Origin of the sequence: Methylosinus sp. H3A (assembly GCF_015709455.1) — a bacterium.
GTDB lineage: Bacteria > Pseudomonadota > Alphaproteobacteria > Rhizobiales > Beijerinckiaceae > Methylosinus.
In genome coordinates, this window is sequence record NZ_JADNQW010000005.1 from 1425796 (window position 1) to 1447249 (window position 21454).

General features: G+C 65.3%; 20 protein-coding genes. 17 read left to right on the plus strand and 3 right to left on the minus strand.

From position 1 onward, the window contains the following. The first annotated feature begins 476 nt into the window (after nt 1-476). The 17 genes from IY145_RS09715 (at nt 477) to IY145_RS09795 (ending at nt 18518) form a co-directional block, all read left to right on the plus strand. Nucleotides 477-2201 (plus strand): formate--tetrahydrofolate ligase, encoded by a 1725-nt coding sequence (locus IY145_RS09715; protein WP_196408025.1) that lies wholly within the window; start codon nt 477-479, stop codon nt 2199-2201. Nucleotides 2202-2349: 148 nt separating this feature from the next. Beyond that, entirely contained in the window at nt 2350-3543 is a 1194-nt protein-coding gene (locus IY145_RS09720; RefSeq protein ID WP_036293367.1) for an aminotransferase class V-fold PLP-dependent enzyme, read from the plus strand. A 100-nt stretch (nt 3544-3643) separates the two neighbouring features. Beyond that, nucleotides 3644-4585 (plus strand): D-2-hydroxyacid dehydrogenase, encoded by a 942-nt coding sequence (locus IY145_RS09725; RefSeq protein WP_196408026.1) that lies wholly within the window; start codon nt 3644-3646, stop codon nt 4583-4585. A gap of 89 nt (nt 4586-4674) precedes the next feature. Continuing rightward, nucleotides 4675-5535 carry an NADP-dependent methylenetetrahydromethanopterin/methylenetetrahydrofolate dehydrogenase gene (locus IY145_RS09730; RefSeq protein ID WP_196408027.1) on the plus strand — a complete coding sequence of 287 codons (861 nt, stop codon included), beginning with the start codon at nt 4675-4677 and terminating at the stop codon, nt 5533-5535. A gap of 21 nt (nt 5536-5556) precedes the next feature. After that, a complete protein-coding gene (gene fchA, locus IY145_RS09735) occupies nt 5557-6186 on the plus strand; it encodes a methenyltetrahydrofolate cyclohydrolase (RefSeq protein WP_196408028.1) in 630 nt (209 codons plus the stop codon). Nucleotides 6187-6235: 49 nt separating this feature from the next. After that, complete coding sequence (locus IY145_RS09740; RefSeq protein WP_024878008.1) at nt 6236-7405, plus strand: malate--CoA ligase subunit beta; 1170 nt, start codon at nt 6236-6238, stop codon at nt 7403-7405. Between the two features lie 22 nt (nt 7406-7427). Then, nucleotides 7428-8315, plus strand: coding sequence for a succinate--CoA ligase subunit alpha (gene sucD / locus IY145_RS09745; RefSeq protein WP_196408029.1), 888 nt, complete (start codon nt 7428-7430; stop codon nt 8313-8315). A gap of 190 nt (nt 8316-8505) precedes the next feature. Continuing rightward, nucleotides 8506-11256, plus strand: coding sequence for a phosphoenolpyruvate carboxylase (locus IY145_RS09750; RefSeq protein ID WP_196408030.1), 2751 nt, complete (start codon nt 8506-8508; stop codon nt 11254-11256). Between the two features lie 28 nt (nt 11257-11284). Next, entirely contained in the window at nt 11285-12259 is a 975-nt protein-coding gene (locus tag IY145_RS09755; RefSeq protein ID WP_196408031.1) for a CoA ester lyase, read from the plus strand. A 139-nt stretch (nt 12260-12398) separates the two neighbouring features. After that, nucleotides 12399-12698, plus strand: a complete 300-nt coding sequence (locus tag IY145_RS09760; RefSeq protein ID WP_246722248.1) for a hypothetical protein — start codon at nt 12399-12401, stop codon at nt 12696-12698. Continuing rightward, complete coding sequence (locus tag IY145_RS09765) at nt 12691-13968, plus strand: glycerate kinase (protein WP_196408032.1); 1278 nt, start codon at nt 12691-12693, stop codon at nt 13966-13968. The genes IY145_RS09760 and IY145_RS09765 overlap by 8 nt, the downstream gene beginning before the upstream one ends. Before the next feature lie 49 nt (nt 13969-14017). Beyond that, nucleotides 14018-14191, plus strand: a complete 174-nt coding sequence (locus IY145_RS09770; RefSeq protein WP_196408033.1) for a hypothetical protein — start codon at nt 14018-14020, stop codon at nt 14189-14191. 10 nt (nt 14192-14201) lie between these two features. Then, complete coding sequence (locus IY145_RS09775; RefSeq protein WP_196408034.1) at nt 14202-14960, plus strand: metal ABC transporter ATP-binding protein; 759 nt, start codon at nt 14202-14204, stop codon at nt 14958-14960. After that, a complete protein-coding gene (locus tag IY145_RS09780) occupies nt 14950-15819 on the plus strand; it encodes a metal ABC transporter permease (protein ID WP_196408035.1) in 870 nt (289 codons plus the stop codon). Before IY145_RS09775 ends, IY145_RS09780 begins: the two co-directional genes overlap by 11 nt. 1 nt (nt 15820) lies before the next feature. Further along, entirely contained in the window at nt 15821-16750 is a 930-nt protein-coding gene (locus IY145_RS09785; RefSeq protein WP_246721915.1) for a metal ABC transporter substrate-binding protein, read from the plus strand. 93 nt (nt 16751-16843) lie between these two features. Beyond that, nucleotides 16844-17383 (plus strand): DUF3617 family protein, encoded by a 540-nt coding sequence (locus tag IY145_RS09790; protein ID WP_196408036.1) that lies wholly within the window; start codon nt 16844-16846, stop codon nt 17381-17383. Between the two features lie 10 nt (nt 17384-17393). Next, the gene (locus IY145_RS09795; protein ID WP_196408037.1) at nt 17394-18518 is read left to right on the plus strand and encodes a CobW family GTP-binding protein; all 1125 of its coding nucleotides are present in this window, start codon (nt 17394-17396) and stop codon (nt 18516-18518) included. A gap of 75 nt (nt 18519-18593) precedes the next feature. Here IY145_RS09795 and hisS read toward each other — a convergent pair whose 3' ends face one another. From hisS to IY145_RS09810, 3 genes are read right to left on the minus strand one after another with little or no spacing between them, the layout of a single operon-like run. Beyond that, nucleotides 18594-20084: a histidine--tRNA ligase gene (gene hisS / locus IY145_RS09800; RefSeq protein ID WP_196408038.1), complete on the minus strand. Its 1491-nt coding sequence runs from the start codon at nt 20082-20084 to the stop codon at nt 18594-18596. Nucleotides 20085-20109: 25 nt separating this feature from the next. After that, nucleotides 20110-20613, minus strand: coding sequence for a GIY-YIG nuclease family protein (locus IY145_RS09805; protein ID WP_246721917.1), 504 nt, complete (start codon nt 20611-20613; stop codon nt 20110-20112). After that, on the minus strand, nt 20564-21112 hold the full coding sequence (locus tag IY145_RS09810) for a DUF4274 domain-containing protein (RefSeq protein WP_196408039.1): 549 nt from the start codon (nt 21110-21112) through the stop codon (nt 20564-20566). Before IY145_RS09810 ends, IY145_RS09805 begins: the two co-directional genes overlap by 50 nt. Nucleotides 21113-21454 lie beyond the last annotated feature (342 nt).

Consider the following 21454-nt stretch of genomic DNA (forward strand, 5'->3'; position numbering starts at 1 on the left):
TTGCGGTTTTCGGCATGTGACTTGGCCCTATCGGAGCAGATAGGCCAAGGGTAGGCGAAAGACCCCGGCTGTTCGAATATGCAGACAAGACTAGAGACGTCTCCGAACGAAGAGGAGAGCGTCGCAATCGCCCGATTTCTGCGGAAACTGCGGCCGATATCGCTCGATAATTTCCCTTGACGGGGAAATTCGATCTCTCCATAGCCACGGGGCCGCGGATTTCCGATCGGCCTTTTGCGGGGCGAGGAGACGACGTCGCGCAGGGCCGGATGTCCGCCAGCCGTGGTTCTTGATGAAACTATCGGAAGGTTCTAGTTTCGCGAGACAATGACGGCGAAGACCGGGCGCTCCTCGGTCTTGGCCCGACGGTCATTGGCTGCGCGCGCAGAGATTCCACTGCGCGGGACGAGGCCATTCGGCCCGGATAAATCTTCGAGGGCGGACGAAACGCTTTCTGCGAGGGGAGAGAAATTGTAATGTCCGATACGTCCATCCCGTCGAGCGGGAAAGGCAACCAGCATCTTTCTCCCAAATCCGATATCGAGATCTCCCAAGCGGCGGCGATGCGTCCGATCGTCGACGTCGCCCGCGAGAAGCTCGGCATCCCCGCCGAACATGTGTTGCCTTACGGACATTACAAGGCGAAAATCTCCCTCGACTATCTGAACTCGCTGCAGGACCGCCCGGAGGGCAAGCTCGTCCTCGTCACCGCCATCTCGCCGACGCCCGCCGGCGAAGGCAAGACGACGACGACCGTCGGCCTCGGCGACGCGCTCAACCACATCGGCAAGAAGGCCATCATGTGCCTTCGCGAGCCGAGCCTCGGCCCCTGCTTCGGCGTGAAGGGCGGCGCCGCTGGTGGCGGCTATGCACAAGTCGTGCCGATGGAGGACATCAACCTCCATTTCACCGGCGACTTCCACGCCATCGGCGCGGCCAATAATCTGCTCTCCGCGCTCATCGACAATCATGTCTATTGGGGCAATTCGCTCGGCATCGATCCGCGCCGCATCTCCTGGCGCCGCGCCGTGGACATGAACGACCGTTCGCTGCGCTCGATCGTCTCCTCGCTCGGCGGCGTCGCCAATGGTTTTCCGCGTGAGGACGGCTTCGACATCACCGTCGCCTCCGAGGTGATGGCGATCTTCTGCCTCGCCACCAGCCTCGAAGATCTGCAGCGCCGCCTCGGCGACATCATCGTCGCGCAGACGCGCGACAAGAAGAACATTCGCGCCTCCGAGCTGAAGGCGCAGGGCTCCATGGCCGCGCTGCTGAAGGACGCCATCGCGCCCAATCTGGTGCAGACGCTCGAGAACAACCCGGCCTTCATCCATGGCGGGCCTTTCGCCAATATCGCCCATGGCTGCAATTCGGTCATCGCCACCAAGGCGGCGCTGAAGCTCGCCGATTATGTGGTGACGGAGGCCGGCTTCGGCGCCGATCTCGGCGCGGAGAAGTTCTTCGACATCAAATGCCGCAAGGCCGGAATCAAGCCGGACGTCACTGTCATCGTCGCGACAATTCGCGCGCTGAAGATGCATGGCGGCGTCGCCAAGGACGATCTGAAGGTCGAGAATGTCGCGGCGCTGGAGAAGGGCTTCGCCAATTTGAAGCGCCACATCGCCAATGTGCAGAAGTTCGGCGTGCCGGTGATCGTCTCGGTCAACCGCTTCAGCACCGACACGCAGGCGGAGATCGAGCTGCTGCAGAAGCTTTCTCAGGCCGAGGGCGTCGATTGCGTGCTCGCCGATCATTGGGGCTCGGGCGGCGAGGGCGCGGCGGAGCTCGCGCATAAGGTCGTCTCGACGATCGAGGCCAAGCCGTCGCAGTTCAAGCCGCTCTACGCCGACGATCTGCCGCTGGTCGAGAAAGTTCGCACCATCGCGCGCGAGCTCTATGGCGCGTCCGATATCGCGCTCGATCCCTCGGTCAAGACCCGCTTCGCCGAGCTGGAGAAAGAGGGCTTCGGCCATCTGCCCGTCTGCATCGCCAAGACGCAATACAGCTTCTCGACCGACGCCAACGCCAAGGGAGCGCCCTCGGGTCATGTGATCCCGGTGCGCGAGCTGAGGCTCTCGGCGGGCGCCGAATTCGTCGTCGTCATCTGCGGCGACATCATGACCATGCCGGGCCTGCCGAAGATTCCCGCCGCCAACAATATCGAGGTCGGCGCGGACGGGCGGATCGCCGGCCTGTTCTAGAGCGCTCTCCGCTCGAACGGGATCGTTCGAGCGATCAGAGCTCGCTCTGAACGCGGCCGCCGCGGGAAGAAGCAACGGGCGCCGGGCCTCGTTCCCCGCGTCCGGCGAAAACAAACTCGAACCGATGAGCTCGAAGGGAGCCCAAGACATGTCGAATTCCAGAATTCCGGGCCGCAATTTTCTGTTCGTCCCCGGCCCGACCAATATTCCGGACCGTATCCTGCGCGCGATGAACGTCGTCTCCGAGGATCACCGTTCTCCGAAATTCCCCGAGCTGACGCTGCCGCTGTTCACCCAGCTCAAGAAGGTGTTCAAGACCGAGACCGGCCAGGCCTTCATCTTCCCGGCCTCCGGCACCGGCGGCTGGGAAGCGGCGATCACCAACACTCTGTCGCCCGGCGACAAGGTCATCGCGCAGCGTTTCGGCCAGTTCACCCATCTGTGGATCGACCTCGCCAAGCGCATCGGCCTCGATGTGATCGAGCAGGACGAGGAGTGGGGCGTCGGCAACAATCCCGACCGCATCGAAGAGACGCTGAAGGCCGACAAGAATCACGAGATCAAGGCCGTCTTCGCCACGCATAACGAGACGGCGACGGGCGTCACCTCGGACATCGGCGCGGTGCGCAAGGCGATCGACAACGCCAAGCATCCGGCGCTGCTGTTCGTCGACGGCGTGAGCTCGGTCGGCTCGCTGGACTTCAAGCAGGACGAGTGGGGCGTCGACGTCGCCGTGTCCGGTTCGCAGAAGGGCTTCATGCTGCCGGCCGGCCTCGCGCTCCTCAGCGTCAGCCAGAAGGCGCTGAAGGCCGGCGAGACCGCCAAGCTGCATCGCGCTTACTTCGACTTCCAGGATCATGTGAAGGCGAACGCCACCGGCTACTTCCCCTACACGCCGGCGCTGCCGCTGCTCTACGGCCTGCGCGAGTCGCTCAATGTGCTGTTCGAGGAAGGCCTCGATCAGGTCTATGCGCGTCATCACCATCTCGCCGAGGGCGTGCGCGCCGCGGTCGCGGCCTGGGGCCTCAAGCCCTGCGCCAAGGAGGCCAAGTGGAACTCCGACACTGTGACCGCCATCGTGGTGCCGGAAGGCTTCGACGCCGCCAAGGTCATCGAGATCGCCTATAAGCGCTACAATCTCGCGCTCGGCGCCGGCCTCAACAAGGTCGCGGGCAAGGTGTTCCGCATCGGCCATCTCGGCGACCTCAACGAGCTGATGCTGCTCGGCGCCATCGCGGGCGCGGAAATGGCGATGCTCGACGTCGGCATTCCGGTCACGGCCGGCAGCGGCGTCGCGGCGGCCCAGGCCGTCTATCGCGCCAATCCGATTCTGCAGGCCTGAAAAATCGCGGCCTCGCCCTGCGACGGGCGAGGCCGCCCACCCGGTTTTCGAACTATCCGCGCAAGCCGAAATTGGCGGCGACTTTGGGGGAAACACAAGCATGTCGCACAAAATCGTCTTTCTCGATCGCGAGACGCTCGACGCCAATTTGCGCAAGCCGAATTTCCCGCACGATTATACGGAATACGCCCAGAGCTCCCCGGCCGATGTAGTCGAGCGTCTGAAGGGCGCGACCATCGCCATCACCAATAAGGTGCCGCTGCGCGAGGAGACGCTGAAGCAGCTTCCCGATCTCAAGCTGATCGCCGTCGCCGCCACGGGCACAGACGTGATCGACAAGGCCTATACGACGGCCAATGGAATCACCGTCTCCAACATCCGCAATTACGCCTTCAACACGCTTCCCGAGCATGTGATCGCGCTGATCTTCGCGCTGCGCCGCAATCTCGTGAACTATGTGGATTCCGTGCGCCGCGGCCGTTGGCAGGAGTCGAACCAGTTCTGCTATTTCGACTATCCGATCTATGACATCGCCGGCTCGACGCTCGGCATCATCGGCTATGGCGCGCTCGGCAAGTCGATCGCGACGCGCGCCGAGGCGCTGGGCATGAAGCTGCTCATCAATGATGTGGTCCCCGGTCCCGGCATCGTCGACATTCCGACCATTCTGCGTGAGGCCGATGTCGTCACGCTCAATCTGCCGCTGACGCCGCAGACGAAGAATCTCATCGGCGCCAAAGAGCTCGCCTCGATGAAGAAGACGTCGATCATCATCAACACCGCGCGCGGCGGCATCGTCGACGAGCAGGCGCTCGCGGACGCGCTGCGCAATGGCGTCATCGCCGGCGCGGGCTTCGACGTGCTGACCGTCGAGCCGCCCAAGCAGGGCAATATTCTGCTCGATCCGACGATTCCCAATCTCATCGTGACGCCGCATGTCGCTTGGGCCTCCAAAGAGGCGATGCAGGTGCTGGCCGATCAGCTCGTGGACAATATCGACGCTTTCGTCGCCGGCGCGCCGCGCAATCTCGTGACGGCGTAAGCGCAGTTGCAGAACGTCTCGGCGCCCGACCCACGCGTCATGGCCGGGACGAGCCCGGCAATGACGGCCAGCCTTTCGCAGGATCTGCTATGACTCAGAAGCTTCTGTTCCTTCTCGACACCGACGCCGTTCCGAGCGTGTTCGACACTGTGGTCGCCTATGACGGCGGCGCGGATCACGTCATCGGCTACGCCAATGTAACGCCGGAAAATGTCGGCGCGCTCGTCGACGGCGCCATCTATACGCGCGGCCCGAAGGAGAAGCAGTTCACGGCGCTGTTCGTCGGCGGCGGCAATATGGTCGCAGGCGAGGCGCTGTTCAAAGCGGTGCGCAAGCGATTCTTCAGCAATTTCCGCGTCTCCGTGATGCTCGACTCCAATGGCTCCAACACCACCGCCGCCGCGGGCGTGGCGCTGCTCGCCAAGGCCAAGCCACTCGCCGGCAAGAAGGCCGTCGTGCTCGCCGGCACCGGCCCCGTCGGACTGCGCGCCGCCGCCTTCCTGCATTCGGAGGGCGCCGAAGTCGCCATCACCTCGCGCGTGAAGGCGCGGGCCGACGCCGCGGCAGCCGCGCTTCAGGAGCGCTTCGGCTTCACGCCGACGGCGATCGAAGCCTTCGACAATGATGCGCGCGCTTCCGCCGTCAAAGGCTCGCATATCGTCTTTGCGGCCGGCGCGATCGGCGTGCCGCTGCTCGACGAGAAGGATTGGCAGAATGATCCGACGATCGAGCTCATCGCCGATGTGAATGCGCAGCCGCCGCTCGGCGTCGGCGGCGTCGAGGCGATCGACAAGGCCAAGGAGCGTCACGGCAAGATCGTCATCGGCGCGCTCGGCGTCGGCGGCTTGAAGCTGAAGCTGCATCGCGCCTGCATCGCGCAGCTGTTCGAGAGCGCCGACAAAGTGCTCGACGCCGAGGAAATCTACGCGCAGGCCAAGGCGAACGCCTGATTTTTTTAAGGGATCGACGAGATGACCAAGAACGAGACGATCGGCAAATTTCTCGACGATCTCGCCAGCGAGCGCCCGACGCCTGGCGGCGGCGGCGCGGCGGCGGTGTCGGGCGCGATCGGCGCGGCGCTGGTGTCGATGGTCGCCAATCTGACCATAGGCAAGAAAAATTACGAAGCCGTCGAGGACGATCTGAAAGCCGCCCGCGCCGAGGCCGAGCGCCTGCGCGCCGAGCTGACCGCGGCGATCGAGGAAGACGTCGTCGCCTTCAATAGCGTGATGGGCGCTTATGGCCTGCCGCGCGCCACCGACGAAGAGAAGGCCGCGCGCAGCGCCGCGATCCAGGCTGCGCTGAAGGATGCGACGCTCGCGCCCTTGCGCGCGGTGAAGGCCTGCTTCGAGGTGATCGGTCTCTCGGAGATCGCCGCCGACAAGGGCAATCTCAACGTCATCAGCGACGCCGGCGTCGCCGTTCTCGCGGCCAATGCCGGATTGCGGAGCGCCGCGCTCAACGTCTACATCAACGCCAAGGCGATCAAGGATCGCGAATTCGCCGAGACGCAGATCGCCGAGGTGGAGGCTCTGCTCGCGGCGGCGGCCGAGAAGACCGAGGTCGTCTACACGACCGTGCGAAACAAAATCGGCTCGTGACGATTTCGCCGCTCGCGCGGCGACAATAACGGAAAGCGGGAGAGGGAACATGGACGTCCATGAGTATCAAGCCAAGGAATTATTGGCGAGCTGCGGCGTCGCCGTGCCCCCCGGCACTGTCGCCTTCAGCCCCGACCAGGCCGTTTACGCCGCCACCGAGCTCGGCGGCTCGCATTGGGTGGTGAAGGCGCAAATTCACGCCGGCGCGCGCGGCAAGGCGGGCGGCATCAAGCTGTGCCGCACCTATCACGAGGTTCAGCAGGCCGCGCGCGAATTGCTCGGCAAGCGTCTCGTCACCAAGCAGACCGGGCCGGAAGGCAAGCCGGTGCAGCGCGTCTATGTCGAGCTCGCCGACCCTTACGAGCGCGAATTGTATCTCGGCTTCGTTCTCGACCGTAAGCTCGAGCGCGTGCGCGTCATCGCCTCCAAGCATGGCGGAATGGAGATCGAGGAGATCGCCAAGACCGATCCCGACGCCATTCTCCAGGTTATCGTCGAGCCGGCCGTCGGCCTGCTGCCCTTCCAGGCGCGCGAGTTGGCCTTTCAGCTCGGCCTGAACCTGAAGCAGGTTTCTCGCGCGGTGCAGTCGATCCTCGGCGCCTATCGCGCCTTCCGCGACAATGACGCGACCATGCTGGAGATCAATCCGCTGGTCGTCACCAAGGACGACAAGGTGCTCGCGCTCGACGCGAAAATGTCCTTCGACGACAATGCGCTGTTCCGTCGCCGCAACATCGTCGACATGAACGATCCGTCGCAGTCCGATCCGCGCGAGGCGCAGGCGCTCGAGCATGCGCTGAACTACATCGGCCTCGATGGCGAGATCGGCTGCATCGTCAATGGCGCCGGCCTCGCGATGGCGACGATGGACATGATCAAGCACGCCGGCGGCAATCCGGCGAACTTCCTCGATGTCGGCGGCGGCGCCTCGGCCGAGCGCGTCGCGACGGCCTTCCGTCTCGTGCTTTCCGACGCCAATGTGAAGGTGGTGCTGGTCAATATCTTCGCCGGCATCAATCGCTGTGATTGGGTCGCGCAGGGCGTCATCGACGCGGTCAAGGCGACGAATATCACCGCGCCGCTGGTCGTGCGTCTCGCCGGCACCAATGTCGAGGCCGGCCGCAAGCTGCTCGATGAAAGCGGCATCAATGTCATCACCGCCGATTCGCTGGCCGACGCCGCCCAAAAGGCCGTCGCCGCTTGGCGCTCCGTGAAGTGAGCGGCAAGGCCGGGAGGAAACAATGAGCATTCTGATCGACGAAAAAACGCCCATCCTCGTCCAGGGCATCACCGGCGACAAGGGCAGCTTCCACGCCAAGGAGATGATCGACTACGGCACGAATGTCGTCGCCGGCGTCACTCCCGGTAAGGGCGGCAAGACCGTTCATGGCGTGCCGATCTTCGACACGGTGCGCGAGGCAGTGAAGCAGACCGGCGCGACGACCAGCATCACCTTTGTGGCGCCGCCCTTCGCGGCGGACGCGATCATGGAGGCGGCGGACGCCGGCATTCGCCTCATCTGCTCCATCACCGACGGCATTCCGGCGCAGGACATGATGCGCGTGAAGCGCTATTTCCTGCGCTATCCGCGCGAGAAGCGGCCTACCATGGTGGGTCCGAATTGCGCCGGCATCATCAGCCCCGGCAAGGCCATGCTCGGCATCATGCCCGGCCATATCTACAAGCAGGGCAATGTCGGCCTCATCTCGCGCTCGGGCACGCTCGGCTATGAGGCGGCCTCGCAGCTGAAAGAGCTCGGGCTCGGCATCTCGACCTCGGTCGGCATCGGCGGCGACCCGATCAACGGCTCGTCCTTCCTCGATCATCTCGTGTTGTTCGATCAGGATCCGGAGACGGAAGCCGTGCTGATCATCGGCGAGATCGGCGGTCCGCAGGAGGCGGAGGCCGCGGCTTGGATCAAGGAGAATTTCTCCAAGCCGGTGGTCGGCTTCGTCGCCGGCCTCACGGCGCCCAAGGGTCGCCGCATGGGCCATGCCGGCGCGATCATCTCGGCGACCGGCGACAGCGCCGCGGAGAAGACCGAGATCATGAAGTCCTATGGCCTCACCGTCGCGCCGAGCCCGGCGGAGTTCGGCTCGGCCGTCGCCTCCGTGCTGAAGCGCGCGTGACGAATGAACAACCTCTCCTCGCATGCGGGGAGAGGTCGAGCGAAGCGAGGGTGAAGGGCTCGGGGCGTCCGGGTCGGCGCCGAAGCGATCGGCGCATTCGTCTCGTCATCGAAATTCGGGACAATTCCCCGGCCTCTCCCCGCGAGCGGGGAGAGGAGACCACCCGCCTCACGAGAGCCAGGAATACTGCATGACCGCCGACCAGAAGGTCTCCATGTCCGACTCGACCTCGCCCGCCGCCCCTTCGGCGCTGGCGACGCGATCGGTCAAGGAGGCGGCGGCCTTTCTGTTCGACCAGCTCGTCGATGTGGTGAAGCGCCATCAGCCGGAGATCGAGCCGGTGCTGCGCGGCTTCGGCTCATCCGCTGGCCTACCGCCGGCTTTGCTCGGCCGCGCATTGCAGGCGCAGGGCATATGGTTTCAGCTGTTGTCGATCGCCGAGCAGGCCTCGGCCATGCGCCGGCGCCGCACGATCGAGCGCGCCAAGGGCCGCGACGAATTGCTCGGCTCCTTCGCGCATGTGCTCGCCGACGCCGCCAAGACCGGCGTGACCGCCGATGAAATCCGCGGGCAATTGAAGTCGCTGCGCATCCGCCCGGTCATCACCGCCCATCCGACCGAGGCCAAGCGCGTCACAGTTCTCGAGAAGAACCGCAAGATCTATCTGCTGCTCAAGGATCTCGAATCCTCGCGCTGGACCGATCGCGAGCGCGCCAGCCGCATCGCCGGCGTGCGCGATCAGATCGAGCTACTGTGGCTCACCGGCGAATTGCATCTCGAGAAGCCGACCGTCGAGCACGAGGTGGCCTGGGGCCTGCATTTCTTCGGCGAGAATATCTTCGATCTCGCGCCGGAAATGCTCGCCTCCTTCGAGAGCGCTCTGCAGAGCCATTATCCCAGCGAGCGTTTCGATGTGACGCCCTTCTTCCAGTTCGGCTCCTGGATCGGCGGCGACCGCGACGGCAATCCTTTCGTCACCAACGCCGTCACCCGTGAGACGATGGTCGTCAATGCGCTGGCGAGCCTCGATTATTATCGCCAGCGCGTGCTCGATCTCGCCCGCGTGTTGTCGATCAGCGAGCGCTCCGTGACGATCCCCGCGCAATTCCGCGAGGCGCTGGAGGCGGAGCTCGCGCAGCTCGAGGACGCCGACAAGATTCGCACCCGCAATCAGGGCGAAGCCTTCCGCCAATATCTCACCTGCGTGCTGCGCAAGCTCGACGAGACGATCGGCGCGACGAAAGGCGAGCCCAAGGGCAAGCCCCGCTACGCCAACGCCGACGAGCTGATCCACGATCTCCGCATTCTCGAGCATGCGTTGAGCGAGAGCCGCAGCCCCTCGCTCGCCGCCGATCTGGTGCGGCCGGCGCGCCGCGCCGTCGAAATTTTCCGCTTCAGCACCGTGCGTCTCGATCTGCGTGAGAATACGACGCGCACCAACAACGCCTTGCGCGATATTCACCGCGTCAAGACCGGCAAGGACGCGCCGGACGTCGACTCGCCCGAGTGGCAGGCCTGGCTCATCGCCGAGCTGGCGCAGCCGCGCACCGGCGTCGCGCTGTCCGGGCTCGCGCCCGAATCGCAGGACACGCTCGACATGTTCGCGCTGGTCGCGGATATGCGCTCGCGTCTCGATCGCGAGGCCTTCGGCAGCTTCATCCTCTCCATGACGCATTCGGTCGCCGATGTTCTCGGCGCCTATGTTCTGGCGAAGGAGGGCGGCCTCTATCTGGACGAGGCCGGCCTCGAGCTCTGCACTCTGCCCATCGTGCCGTTGTTCGAGACGATCCCGGATCTGCGCGCCGCGCCGGTCATCATGCGCGAGCTGCTGCGCGTGCCCGTCGTGCGTCGCAGCACGCGCTGGCAGGGCAATGTGCAAGAGGTGATGATCGGCTATTCCGACTCCAACAAGGACGGCGGCTTCATGTCGTCCAATTGGGAGCTCGCGAAAGCGCAATCGAAGCTGACGCGCCTCGGCGAGGAATTGGGCGTCGCCATCGCCTTCTTCCACGGCCGCGGCGGCTCGGTCAGCCGCGGCGGCGCGCCGACCGGCCACGCCATCGCCGCGCAGCCGGCGGGCTCCATTCGCGGCCGTTTCCGCGTGACGGAGCAGGGCGAGGTCGTCTCCTTCAAATACGCCAATCGCGGCACGGCCTCCTATCAGCTGGAGCTGCTGGCGAGCAGCGTTTTCGCTCATGCGCTGAAGTCGGAGCGCGAGGACGCGCTGGTCCCGCGCGCCGAATTCGACGACGCGTTGGAAGCGCTTTCGGGCGCCTCGCTCGCGGCCTATGGCAAATTCATCGCCGATCCCGATCTTGTCGCCTATTTCCAGGCGGCGAGCCCGCTCGAGGAAATCTCGCTGCTCAACATCGGCTCGCGACCGGCGCGGCGTTTCGGCGCGCGCAGCCTCGCCGATCTGCGCGCCATTCCTTGGGTCTTCGCCTGGGCGCAGAATCGCCACGCCATCACCGGCTGGTATGGCGTCGGCTCCGGCCTCGCCAGCTTCATCGAGGTGCGCGGCGAGCGCGGCCTGCAGCTCTTGCATCGCATGTTCGAGGATTCACGCCTCTTCCGGCTCATCCTCGACGAGGTGGAGAAGACGCTCGCTCTCGTCGATCTCTCCATTGCGCGGCAATATGCTTCGCTCGTCGCCGACGAGGCCGTGCGCAAGAAGATCTTCTCGGCGATCGAGGCCGAATATCATCTCACTTGCGAGAGCGTGCTGCGCATCACCGGCGGCGGCGAGATCGGCGCGCGATTCACGGAATATCAGGCGCGGCTCGCGCATCGCCTCGCCACCATCAACGAAGTCAACCGCGAGCAGGTCGAATTGCTGCGCCTGTTCCGCACCACCGAAGAGGAAGCGTCGAAGGAGGAATACAAGTCGGCTCTGCTGCTGTCGATCAGCTGCATCGCCGCCGGCCTCGGCGCCACCGGATAGACTCTTACAGAGGGAAAGGAAGTAGACCATGAGTTTCACTTTGATCGAGCAGGCGACGCCGCGTCTCCACCGCTCCGAGCTGGCCGTTCCGGGCTCCGCCCCCGGCATGTTCGAGAAGGCCGCGGCCTCCAAGTCCGACCAGGTCTTCCTCGACCTCGAGGACGCGGTCGCTCCGGACGACAAGGAGCAGGCGCGCAAGAACATCATCCAGGGCCTCAACGAGATCGATTGGGGCACGAAGACCATGACGCTGCGCATCAACGGTCTCGACACGCATTACGCCTATCGCGATGTGGTCGATGTCGTCGAGAACTGCCCGCGTCTCGACGTGATCCTCATTCCGAAGGTCGGCGTCTCGCAGGACGTCTACGCCATCGACATGCTGGTCACGCAGATCGAGCAGTATAAGAAGCGCACCAAGCGCATCGGCTTCGAGCTGCTGATCGAGACCGCGCTCGGCATGGCCAATGTCGAGGCGATCGCTCAGGCTTCGAAGCGCAATGAGGCGCTCTCCTTCGGCGTCGCCGACTACGCCGCCTCGACCCGCGCCCGCACCACCGTCATCGGCGGCGTGAACCCGGATTACGGCGTTCTCTCGGACAAGGACGCCGAGGGCAATCGCCAGTATTTCTGGGCCGACCAGTGGCATGCGGCGCAGACGCGCTTCCTCGTCGCGGCGCGCGCCTATGGCCTGCGTCCGATCGACGGCCCGTTCGGCGACTTCGGCGATCCGGACGGCTATATCGCCGCCGCCAAGCGCGCCGCGGTTCTCGGCTTCGAGGGCAAGTGGGCGATCCATCCCTCGCAGATCGAGCTGGCGAACCAGGTCTTCACGCCCTCCGAGGCGGAAGTGAAGAAGGCCCGCCGCATTCTCGAGGCGATGGACCAGGCCGCCAAGGAAGGCAAGGGCGCCGTGTCGCTCGACGGCCGTCTGATCGACATCGCCAGCATCCGCATGGCGCAGGCGCTGATCGACAAGGCGGATCAGATCGGCGCCGCGTAATTCGCAAATCTCCGGGTTCATCCTTCTCCCACTCGTGGGAGAAGGTGGCCCGGGGAAGCCGGGTCGGATGAGGGTTCTCGCAATGCCGACGCGAGTCTCGAAGTCCAAAACCGCATTCGCGAGAAGGCTTCGGCGCGAGATGACGAACGCCGAGGAAATCCTCTGGCGTTCGTTGCGCGGATCGGCGCTCGCTGGCTGCGTGAACAGGGTTACCATGTCCTCCGCCTCGACAATGATCTCGTCATCGGCGGCGGAAATATTCCGTTGGAGCGGGTTCGGGAGGCGATCGCAAATCGTCGCGGACCCTCATCCGACCCGACTTCGTCGGGCCACCTTCTCCCGCAAGCGGGAGAAGGGAGAACACGAAGATCGTAGGGCGGCCCTTCCTTCTCCTGCAGGCGGGAGAAGGGAGAACACCGAAGGCTTAGATAATGTCTGACGACTACCGCACGCTTCTCCGCGCCATGTTCGACGCCGCTGTCGGCGCGGCGCATCCGTCCGTCTGCCTACCGGCCTTCCTCGAGAAGATCGCGCCGCCCAAAGGCCGCACCATCGTCGTCGGCGCGGGCAAGGCTGCCGCCTCCATGGCCGCCGCGGTCGAAAAGCATTGGCCGCATCCGCTCGAGGGCCTCGTCGTCACCCGTTACGAGCATGGCGCTCCCACCTCCAAGATCGAGGTGATCGAGGCCTCGCATCCTGTGCCGGACGCCGCCGGCCGCGCCGCCGCGGGCCGCATCCTCGAGAAAGTGCAGGGCCTCACGGAAGACGATCTCGTGCTCGCGCTCATTTCCGGCGGCGGCTCGGCGCTGATGGCGCTGCCGGCGGACGGCGTCAGCCTCGAGGAGAAGCAGGCCGTCAACAAAGCGCTTTTGAAAAGCGGCGCGACCATTTCCGAGATGAATTGCGTGCGCAAGCACCTCTCGGCCATCAAGGGTGGGCGCCTGGCCCGCGCCGCGGCGCCGGCCAAGGTCGTCGCGCTGCTGATCTCCGATGTGCCGAACGACGATCTCTCCGTCATCGCCTCCGGCCCCACCGTGCCGGACCCGACGACGCGCGCGGACGCGCTCGCCGTCATCGCCAAATATAAGATCGACGCGCCCGCCGCCGTGCTCGCCTATCTTTCGACCGACGCCTGTGAGACGCCCAAGCCCGGCGACAAGATTTTCGACCGCGTCGAGAATATCCTCATCGCGACGCCGCAAGGCTCGCTGGACGCCGCCGCCGCAGTGGCGAGCAAAGCGGGCTTCACACCGCTCATCCTCGGCGATCTCGAGGGCGAATCGCGCGACGTCGCGCTTGTCCACGCCGGCATCGCCCGCCAGATCGCCCGCCATGCGCAGCCGATCGCGCCGCCCGTCGCCATCATCTCCGGCGGCGAGACCACCGTCACCGTGCGCGGCAATGGCAAGGGCGGCCGCGACGCCGAATTCCTGCTGGCGCTGACGCTGGCGCTCGAGGGCTTCGGCGGCATTTCCGCCATCGCCTGCGACACGGACGGAATCGACGGCAGCGAGGACAATGCGGGCGCGATCATGACTGCGGATAGTTTCGCGCGGGCGGCGGCGCAGGGCGTCGACCTCAAGGCGCTGTTCGCCAATAATGACGCCTATACCGCTTTCGAGAAGCTCGGCGACCTCCTCGTCACCGGCCCGACGCGCACCAATGTGAACGACTTTCGCGTCATTCTCGTGCCGAGGCGGACCAGCTGAGGGCATTCCGAGCTTGCCCGCCATTGGCGTTATAATATAACATTTGGAAATGACCCGTCCGCAATCGGCGACTTTTCCCAAGGCTGCGCCTGCCGCGCATTCCCGTCGCGACGGGTCCGACGGGCGCATCTCGCTCCTGCGCTTGTCGGCGGCCGAGCGGCTCCTCGCCGCCGCCGCCGTGCTGGCGCTTCTGTGGGTGGGCGTCTATTGGGCGCTGAACTGAGGCGCGGCGCATGAGCGCGGGTTCGATCCGGCTGGACAATGTGACCCTCGGCTATGAGCGACGGCCGGCCGTGCATCACTTGACCGGCCTCGTCGAGGCCGGCGCCGCGCTCGCCGTCTGCGGGCCCAATGGCGCCGGAAAATCCACGCTGCTGAAAGGCCTCGCCGGCCTGCTCGCGCCCATAGGCGGCAGCATCGCCTGGGACGGCCTCTCGACGCGCGAGATCGCCTATCTGCCGCAATCCGCCGAGATCGACCACGCCTTTCCGATCGACGTGCTGGATTTCGTTTCCATGGGCGCCATGCGCCGCATCGGCCTTTTCGGCCGCGTCGGAGGAGAGGAGCGGGCGCGCATCGCCGCGGCGCTCGCCTCGGTGGGGCTCGAGGGCTTCGAAGACCGTCAGATCGGCACGCTCTCCGGCGGCCAGATGCAGCGGGCGCTGTTCGCGCGGCTCTTGGTCGAGGACAGTCCGGTCATTCTGCTCGACGAGCCCTTCGGCGCGATCGACGCCAAGACGATCGACGATCTCGTAAAAATCATCGCGCGCTGGCGCGAGGAGCGTCGCACGGTGATCGCCATTCTGCACGAGCTCGATCTCGCCCGTCGCGCCTTTCCGCAGACGCTGCTGCTGGCGCGCGAGCCGATCTTCTGGGGCCCGACGCGCGAGGCGCTGTCCGACGCGCGCGTCGCGGAGGCGAGCCGCATGGTCGAGGCTTTCGATCGCGACGCGGAAGAATGCCGGCGCGACGAGACCCCCCATGCTGCATGAGCTCTTCGTCGCGCCTTTCGTCGATTATGAATTCATGCGCCGCGCGCTCATCGGCGCGGTGGCGCTCTCTATTTCCGGCTGCCCGCTCGGCGTGTTCCTCATTCTACGGCGCATGTCGCTCGCCGGCGACGCGCTCTCACACGCCATATTGCCCGGCGCGGCGATCGGCTATCTGGTCTGCGGACTGTCGCTGCCGGCCATGACCTTCGGCGGTCTGGTCGCCGGCCTCGCCGTCGCCGTGGCCTCGAGCGCGGCGGCGCGCTGGACCGCTCTGCGGGAGGACGCCTCGCTCGCGGCTTTCTATCTCGTCTCGCTCGCGCTCGGCGTCGCCCTCGTCTCGCTCAAGGGCTCGAATGTCGATCTGTTGCACGTGCTTTTCGGCTCGGTGCTGGCGCTGGACGATGCGACGCTGATCTTCCTCGCGGCGATCGCCAGCTTCACCTTATCGGCGCTCGCGCTCGCCTATCGGGCTTTGGCGCTGGACACTTTCGATCCGCTGTTCGCGCGGCGCATCAGCCCGTTCGGGGAGTGGATTCCCTTCACTTTTCTGGCGCTGGTCGTGCTCAATCTGGTGGCCGGATTCCATGCGCTCGGCACGCTGATGGCGGTGGGAATCATCATGCTGCCGGCGGCCTCGGCGCGGTTGTGGACGCTCGATCTCACCGCGGCGTTGCCGCTCGCGGCGGCGATCGGCGTGGTTTCCTCCTATTTTGGCTTGGTCCTGTCCTTCGGCTCCGGCCTCGCCGCGGGGCCGGTCATCATTCTCGTGGCGGGCGCCGCCTATTTCCTCTCGCTGATTTTCGGACGGACGGGCGGAATCATTCGCCTGCGGAGGCCGAAGCGACATTTGGAGGGGTGACATGGATATGTCTCGCCAGACGCCCGCAGCCCGACCGCGGTCCCGCGCCGCTCTGTCGCGACGCTCGCTCCTCGGGGCGCTCGCGCTTCTCGCCACGCCGCTTCGCGCCCAGCAGGCGCCGCCGCCGAGGCTGCCTGTCGTCGCGAGCTTTTCCATTCTCGGCGATCTCGTGCGCTTCGTGGGCGGCTCCCGCGTCAATGTCACGACGATCGTCGGACCGGACGGCGACGCCCATGTCTATCAGCCGAGCCCCCAGGACGGCCGCCGCCTCGCCACGGCGAGGCTCGTCTTCGTCAATGGGCTCGGGTTCGAAGGCTGGATCGATCGGCTCGTCGCCGCCTCCAAGACCAAGGCGCGCATCGTCGTCGCGAGCCGCGCCGTCACGCCCCGCAAGGACGGGGAGGGGGTCGATCCGCACGCCTGGCAGGACGTCGCCAATGTCAAAATCTATGTCGCCAATATTCGCGACGCGCTCATAGACGCCGATCCGGAGGGCGCGGAATTATACAAGGTCAACGCCGGGCATTATCTCACGGCTCTGGGCTTGCTGGACGCCGAGATCGTCGCGGCGATCTCCGGGATTCCGCAGGCGCGGCGCCGCGTGGTCTCCACGCATGACGCTTTCGGCTATTTCGCGGCGCGCTATGACGTCGAATTCATCGCGCCGCAGGGCGTCTCCACCGACGCCGAGGCCAGCGCGCGCGATATCGCCCGCATTGTCGACGCAGTGAAGGCGCATAAGGTCGCGGCCGTGTTCCTCGAGAATATCGTCGATCCCCGTTTCGCCCGGCGCATCGCGGCGGAGACGGGCGCAAAAATCGGCGGCACGCTCTACTCGGACGCGCTTTCCGCGCCCGACGGCCCGGCTCCCACCTATCTCAGGCTGATGCGCTACAATGTGAAGCAATTGACCGACGCGCTGGCGCCGTGAGGCGCGCGCTCCGGCCGACGCCTTTCAGCCGGATTTTCGTCTATACTGGGCAAAGACGCGCCTTCGAGATCGCGCGCCGCGGAGCCCTGTTCCATGCGATTTCGCCTCTCTCTCGGCGCAGCATTTTGCGTCGTCTGCCTCCCTGCCGTCTCGGCCGTCGCGGATGAAATGCCGCGCCGCAAGCCCGGCTTGTGGAGCATGGAGTTCGTCACTCAGGGCGCGCCATCGCCGACCGGCGGCGTGGAGATGTGTATCGACGAGAAGACCGATGACATCATGCGCCAGAACATGGGCGATCAGACGCAGCAGTGCGAGAAGCTGAGCTTCACCCGCGACGGCGACAAATATCGCGTCGGCTCGATCTGCAAGCTCGACAAGTCGGTGACGAAGACGGAAGGCGTCTTCACCGGGAGCTTCGACTCCGCCTATCGCGGCGAGTTCCATATCACTTATACGCCGCCGATCCACAATCTCGCCTCGACCGATCTCGTCATCGAGGCGAAATGGCTCGGTCCCTGCAAGCCGGGCCAAAAGCCGGGCGACATCGTCATGCCGGGGCTGAAGGGGGGCGGACAGATGAATATGCAGGAGCTCATGAAGAAGCGCGAGCAGCTCCGCAAAGGCGCGCAATAGGAGAACCGCCTTGACCGACAAGATTCCCGTCACCGTCCTCACCGGCTATCTCGGCGCCGGCAAGACGACACTGCTGAACCGCATCCTCACCGAGCAGCACGGACGGCGCTACGCCGTCATCGTCAATGAATTCGGCGAGATCGGCATCGACAATGACCTCGTCGTCGGCGCCGACGAGGAAATCTTCGAGATGAACAACGGCTGCATCTGCTGCACCGTGCGCGGCGATCTGATCCGCATCATCGAAGGTCTGTTGAAGCGCCGCGGCAAATTCGACGCCATCATCGTCGAGACGACGGGCGTCGCCGATCCGGCGCCGGTCGCGCAGACCTTCTTCGTCGATCAGGACGTGAAGGCGGCGGCGCGGCTCGACGCTGTGGTCACGCTCGCCGACGCCAAATTTTTGGCGCAGCGCCTCGCCGACGCGCCGGAGGCGAAGAATCAGATCGCCTTCGCCGATGTCATCGTGCTGAACAAGACCGATCTGGTGACGCGCGAAGAGCTCGCCGAAGTGGAGGGGCGCATTCGCGCGATCAACCCCTACGCCACGCTGCATCACGCCGTGAAAGCGCAGGTGCCGATAGAGGCGGTGCTGGAGCGCAACGCTTTCGATCTCGAGCGCATCCTCGAGATCGAGCCGCATTTCCTCGAGGCGGAGGATCATGATCATCACGACCATGGGCAAGATCATCACGCACATGATCATCACGCGCATGATCACGAGTGCGGGCCGGATTGCGGCCATGATCATCACGACCATGATCATCACGATCATGGCCATGAGCGTCATCACGACGACCATGGCCACGGGCTGAAGCACTATCACGACGAGGAGATGGGCTCGGTTTCGATTCTCCACGAGGGAGAGGTCGATCCCGACATCTTCGTGCCCTGGCTCAATGAATTCGTGCAGCGCGAAGGGGCGGATATTCTGCGCTGCAAGGGCATCGTCGCCTTCACCGACGAGCCCAAGCGCTTCGTCTTCCAGGGCGTGCATATGATTTTGGACGGCGATCTCCAGCGCGAGTGGCGCACCGACGAGAAGCGCAGCGCGCGTCTCGTCTTCATCGGCCGCAAGCTGAAGGAGGAGGCGATCCGCGAGAGCTTCGAGAAGGACGTGCTGCGGAAGATGTAGTTTCGCGACAACCTTGGTGCGCGTCTCCTTCTCCCGCTTGCGGGAGAAGGAGACGCGAACTTGCAGTGGTTGCGCTTATCCCTGCCGCGCCAGCAGCGCCTTGATCTGCTCCACCAGCTCGCTTTCCGGCGTGGAGAATTGCGCAGGGCGCGCCGACTTCCATTCCTCATTGGTGGCGATGGCGGCGCTCGCTCGCGCGCCGGCGATCAGGTCTTTGATCTGCACCTCGCCCTTGGCGCGCTCGTCCGAGCCCTGAATCACCACGGCCGGGCTGTTGCGCTTGTCGGCATATTTCATCTGCGCCTTCATGCCCGAGGCGCCGAGATAGAGCTCCGCCGAAACGCCGGCGTTGCGCAGAGCGGCGACCATGCGCTGATAATCGGCGATATGGTCGCGGTCGAGCGCCAGCACGACGACCGGGCCGAGCCGCGTCACCGCCGAGACGACCGGGCTGCCGACGAGCTTCAGCGCCGCATAGAGGCGCGACACGCCGATCGAAAAGCCCGTCGCCGGCGTGTTGTCGGAGCGGAAACGGCCGATGAGCCCGTCATAGCGTCCGCCGCCGCCGACCGAGCCGAAGCGCACCGGATGGCCCTTCTCGTCCCTGGTCTCGAAGGTGAGATCGGCCTCGAACACCGGCCCCGTGTAATATTCGAGCCCGCGCACGATGGAAGGATCGATGCGGATGCGGTCCGGCCCGAAGCCGGCGTCGCGCACCAGATCCTCTATCTCGAGCAGCTCCTCGGCGCCTTCCGCGCCGACATTGCTGCGGCCGAGCAGCTCGAACAGGCCGAAGCGCGGCTCGCCGTCCTTATATTGCCCGCCGAGGGTGAAAGAGAGGATCGTCGCCACGGCGTCATCGGCGAGGCCGGCGCCTTTGGTGAAGTCGCCGCTCTCGTCCTTGCGGCCGGGGCCGAGCAGCAGGCGCACGCCCTCGGGGCCGAGCCGGTCCATCTTGTCGATGGCGCGCAGCACGGTGAGGCGACGGCCGGCGTTCTCGTCGCCCTCGAGGCCGATGGCCTTCATCACCCCGTCCAGCACCTTGCGACTGTTGATCTTGATGACGTAATCGCCGCGCGGAATGCCGAGCTTCTCCAGCGTGTCGGCGGCCATCATGCAGATTTCGGCGTCGGCCGCCGGCGAGGCCGCGCCCACCGTATCGGCGTCGAATTGCATGAATTGGCGGAAGCGCCCCGGCCCCGGCTTCTCGTTTCGATAGACATTGCCGAAGCGGTAGGACCGGAACGGCTTTGGAAGCCGGTCGAAATTCTGCGCGACATAGCGGGCCAGCGGCGCGGTGAGGTCATAGCGCAGCGACAGCCATTGCTCGTCGTCGTCCTGGAAGGAGAAGACGCCCTCATTGGGGCGGTCCTGGTCCGGCAGGAATTTGCCGAGCGCGTCGGTATATTCGATCGCCGGGGTCTCCAGCGCCTCGAAGCCATAGAGCTCATAGACGGAGCGAATCACGTCGAGCATGCGGCCGGCGGCGGCCAGCTCTGCGGCGTCGCGGTCGGCGAGGCCGCGCGGGGAGCGGGCCTCTATCTTGGATTTCTTCTGGTCTGACATTGGGTGCGCCTTTTCGGCGCTCTTCCTAGCATTTTTGCGCGGCGAGGAAAGCCGGGGCTGCGCCCTCCGGCCAAAGCAGCAGATGGCTGCGGCAGCGCGGGCAGTCCGAGCTGCCGAATCCCTCGAGCGGAACCGGCAGCGCGGAGAGCGCCGCGACGAGCTCGCATTCGCCCTTCGTCTCAGTGATCCAGGCGCCGAGCGATTCGCCGGCCTCGGTTAGCTGGTCGATATGCCAGCGGCGCCGCTTGTCCTTTCGCATATGCCGGCCGAGCCTCGCGCGCAGCCCGCCCGGACCTTTGGCCGAGCCGCAATAGAGATAGCGCCCCGGCGCGAGCGTCGCCTTGCTGCGGCCGGTCTTCGCCTCGAGCGGGCGCGACAGCGCGATGAGCAGCGCATAGGCGCCGGGCGCGGCCGGCGCCTCGGATGCGGCGTGGATGAAAGCGAGCGAAGAAAACGATTCGTCGGGAGCCGCTGGGCGTTCAGCGCGCGCCGAGCGGCGCATCGAAACGGAAATGGTTTCTGACGCCATGTTGCAAGCCGAGCTTTCGTCCGGGGATCGAGACGCGCATTTCCGGCGGAATGACGAGATCGAGCGCCGCCTGGTGGAAACGCGCCGGCAGGCGAGCCTCGCGCGCCAGCGCCTCCACCGCATCGAAGCGGAGCGTCGACGCCCGATAGAAGCCGTTGACATAGCGCATTCTGATCTCGCCGATCAAATCATAGGCGCGCTTCATCGGCTCGGGGACTGTGGCGCGATCTTTTCCATAGGCGAGCAGCAGGCCCGGACGAGAAAGATAGAAAATGCCGAGCGCGGTCGCTTTCTCGCAGCGCGCTTGCCGCATGATCCAGAACAAAGGCGCATCGCCGAGATCGCGATTATGGCCGAGGATCATTCTGTGCCAATCGTCGCTCGAGGCGAGCGGCAGCCAATCGGCGATGAATTGCGCATATTCGCCGTCGCCCGGCTCCAGGCTCGCGGCTCGCTCCTCGACCCAGCGACGCAAGAGATCGTCGACCGCGAGCGACATAGGGAAGACTCCTGCCAAAGTTCGAAACCGCCGACGCCGAGCGTTTGGACCGGGGGCGCATTGTTTGGAAGAGGTCGGCGCGGCGTCATGCGCCGCGGACGGACACGCGTCCGATCTCTCTTCCCGCGCGACGGATTTTCAGGGTAGAAAAGGGGCTCCCCGTCCCGCGCGTGCGCGAAACGGGGAGTTTTGGACAACACCGTGAGAACCTGAACCGCAAAGAGACCGACCCCGACGGATGAGGCCGCGCTCCGGAGGGAAGAGCGATGTCGAAAGGAGAACCGCCTCTACGAACAGAGCGATGTCGCAAGTCGCAGAGCCATCGAGGCGGGGCCTTAACTT

Bases quoted from the DNA above. Each gene is read 5' to 3' on its own strand.
- IY145_RS09715 (WP_196408025.1), top strand. From the start codon at position 477: ATGTCCGATACGTCCATCCCGTCGAGCGGGAAAGGCAACCAGCATCTT.
- IY145_RS09720 (WP_036293367.1), top strand. From the start codon at position 2,350: ATGTCGAATTCCAGAATTCCGGGCCGCAATTTTCTGTTCGTCCCCGGC.
- IY145_RS09725 (WP_196408026.1), top strand. From the start codon at position 3,644: ATGTCGCACAAAATCGTCTTTCTCGATCGCGAGACGCTCGACGCCAAT.
- IY145_RS09730 (WP_196408027.1), top strand. From the start codon at position 4,675: ATGACTCAGAAGCTTCTGTTCCTTCTCGACACCGACGCCGTTCCGAGC.
- fchA (WP_196408028.1), top strand. From the start codon at position 5,557: ATGACCAAGAACGAGACGATCGGCAAATTTCTCGACGATCTCGCCAGC.
- IY145_RS09740 (WP_024878008.1), top strand. From the start codon at position 6,236: ATGGACGTCCATGAGTATCAAGCCAAGGAATTATTGGCGAGCTGCGGC.
- sucD (WP_196408029.1), top strand. From the start codon at position 7,428: ATGAGCATTCTGATCGACGAAAAAACGCCCATCCTCGTCCAGGGCATC.
- IY145_RS09750 (WP_196408030.1), top strand. From the start codon at position 8,506: ATGACCGCCGACCAGAAGGTCTCCATGTCCGACTCGACCTCGCCCGCC.
- IY145_RS09755 (WP_196408031.1), top strand. From the start codon at position 11,285: ATGAGTTTCACTTTGATCGAGCAGGCGACGCCGCGTCTCCACCGCTCC.
- IY145_RS09760 (WP_246722248.1), top strand. From the start codon at position 12,399: ATGACGAACGCCGAGGAAATCCTCTGGCGTTCGTTGCGCGGATCGGCG.
- IY145_RS09765 (WP_196408032.1), top strand. From the start codon at position 12,691: ATGTCTGACGACTACCGCACGCTTCTCCGCGCCATGTTCGACGCCGCT.
- IY145_RS09770 (WP_196408033.1), top strand. From the start codon at position 14,018: ATGACCCGTCCGCAATCGGCGACTTTTCCCAAGGCTGCGCCTGCCGCG.
- IY145_RS09775 (WP_196408034.1), top strand. From the start codon at position 14,202: ATGAGCGCGGGTTCGATCCGGCTGGACAATGTGACCCTCGGCTATGAG.
- IY145_RS09780 (WP_196408035.1), top strand. From the start codon at position 14,950: ATGCTGCATGAGCTCTTCGTCGCGCCTTTCGTCGATTATGAATTCATG.
- IY145_RS09785 (WP_246721915.1), top strand. From the start codon at position 15,821: ATGGATATGTCTCGCCAGACGCCCGCAGCCCGACCGCGGTCCCGCGCC.
- IY145_RS09790 (WP_196408036.1), top strand. From the start codon at position 16,844: ATGCGATTTCGCCTCTCTCTCGGCGCAGCATTTTGCGTCGTCTGCCTC.
- hisS (WP_196408038.1), bottom strand. From the start codon at position 20,084: ATGTCAGACCAGAAGAAATCCAAGATAGAGGCCCGCTCCCCGCGCGGC.
- IY145_RS09805 (WP_246721917.1), bottom strand. From the start codon at position 20,613: ATGGCGTCAGAAACCATTTCCGTTTCGATGCGCCGCTCGGCGCGCGCT.
- IY145_RS09810 (WP_196408039.1), bottom strand. From the start codon at position 21,112: ATGTCGCTCGCGGTCGACGATCTCTTGCGTCGCTGGGTCGAGGAGCGA.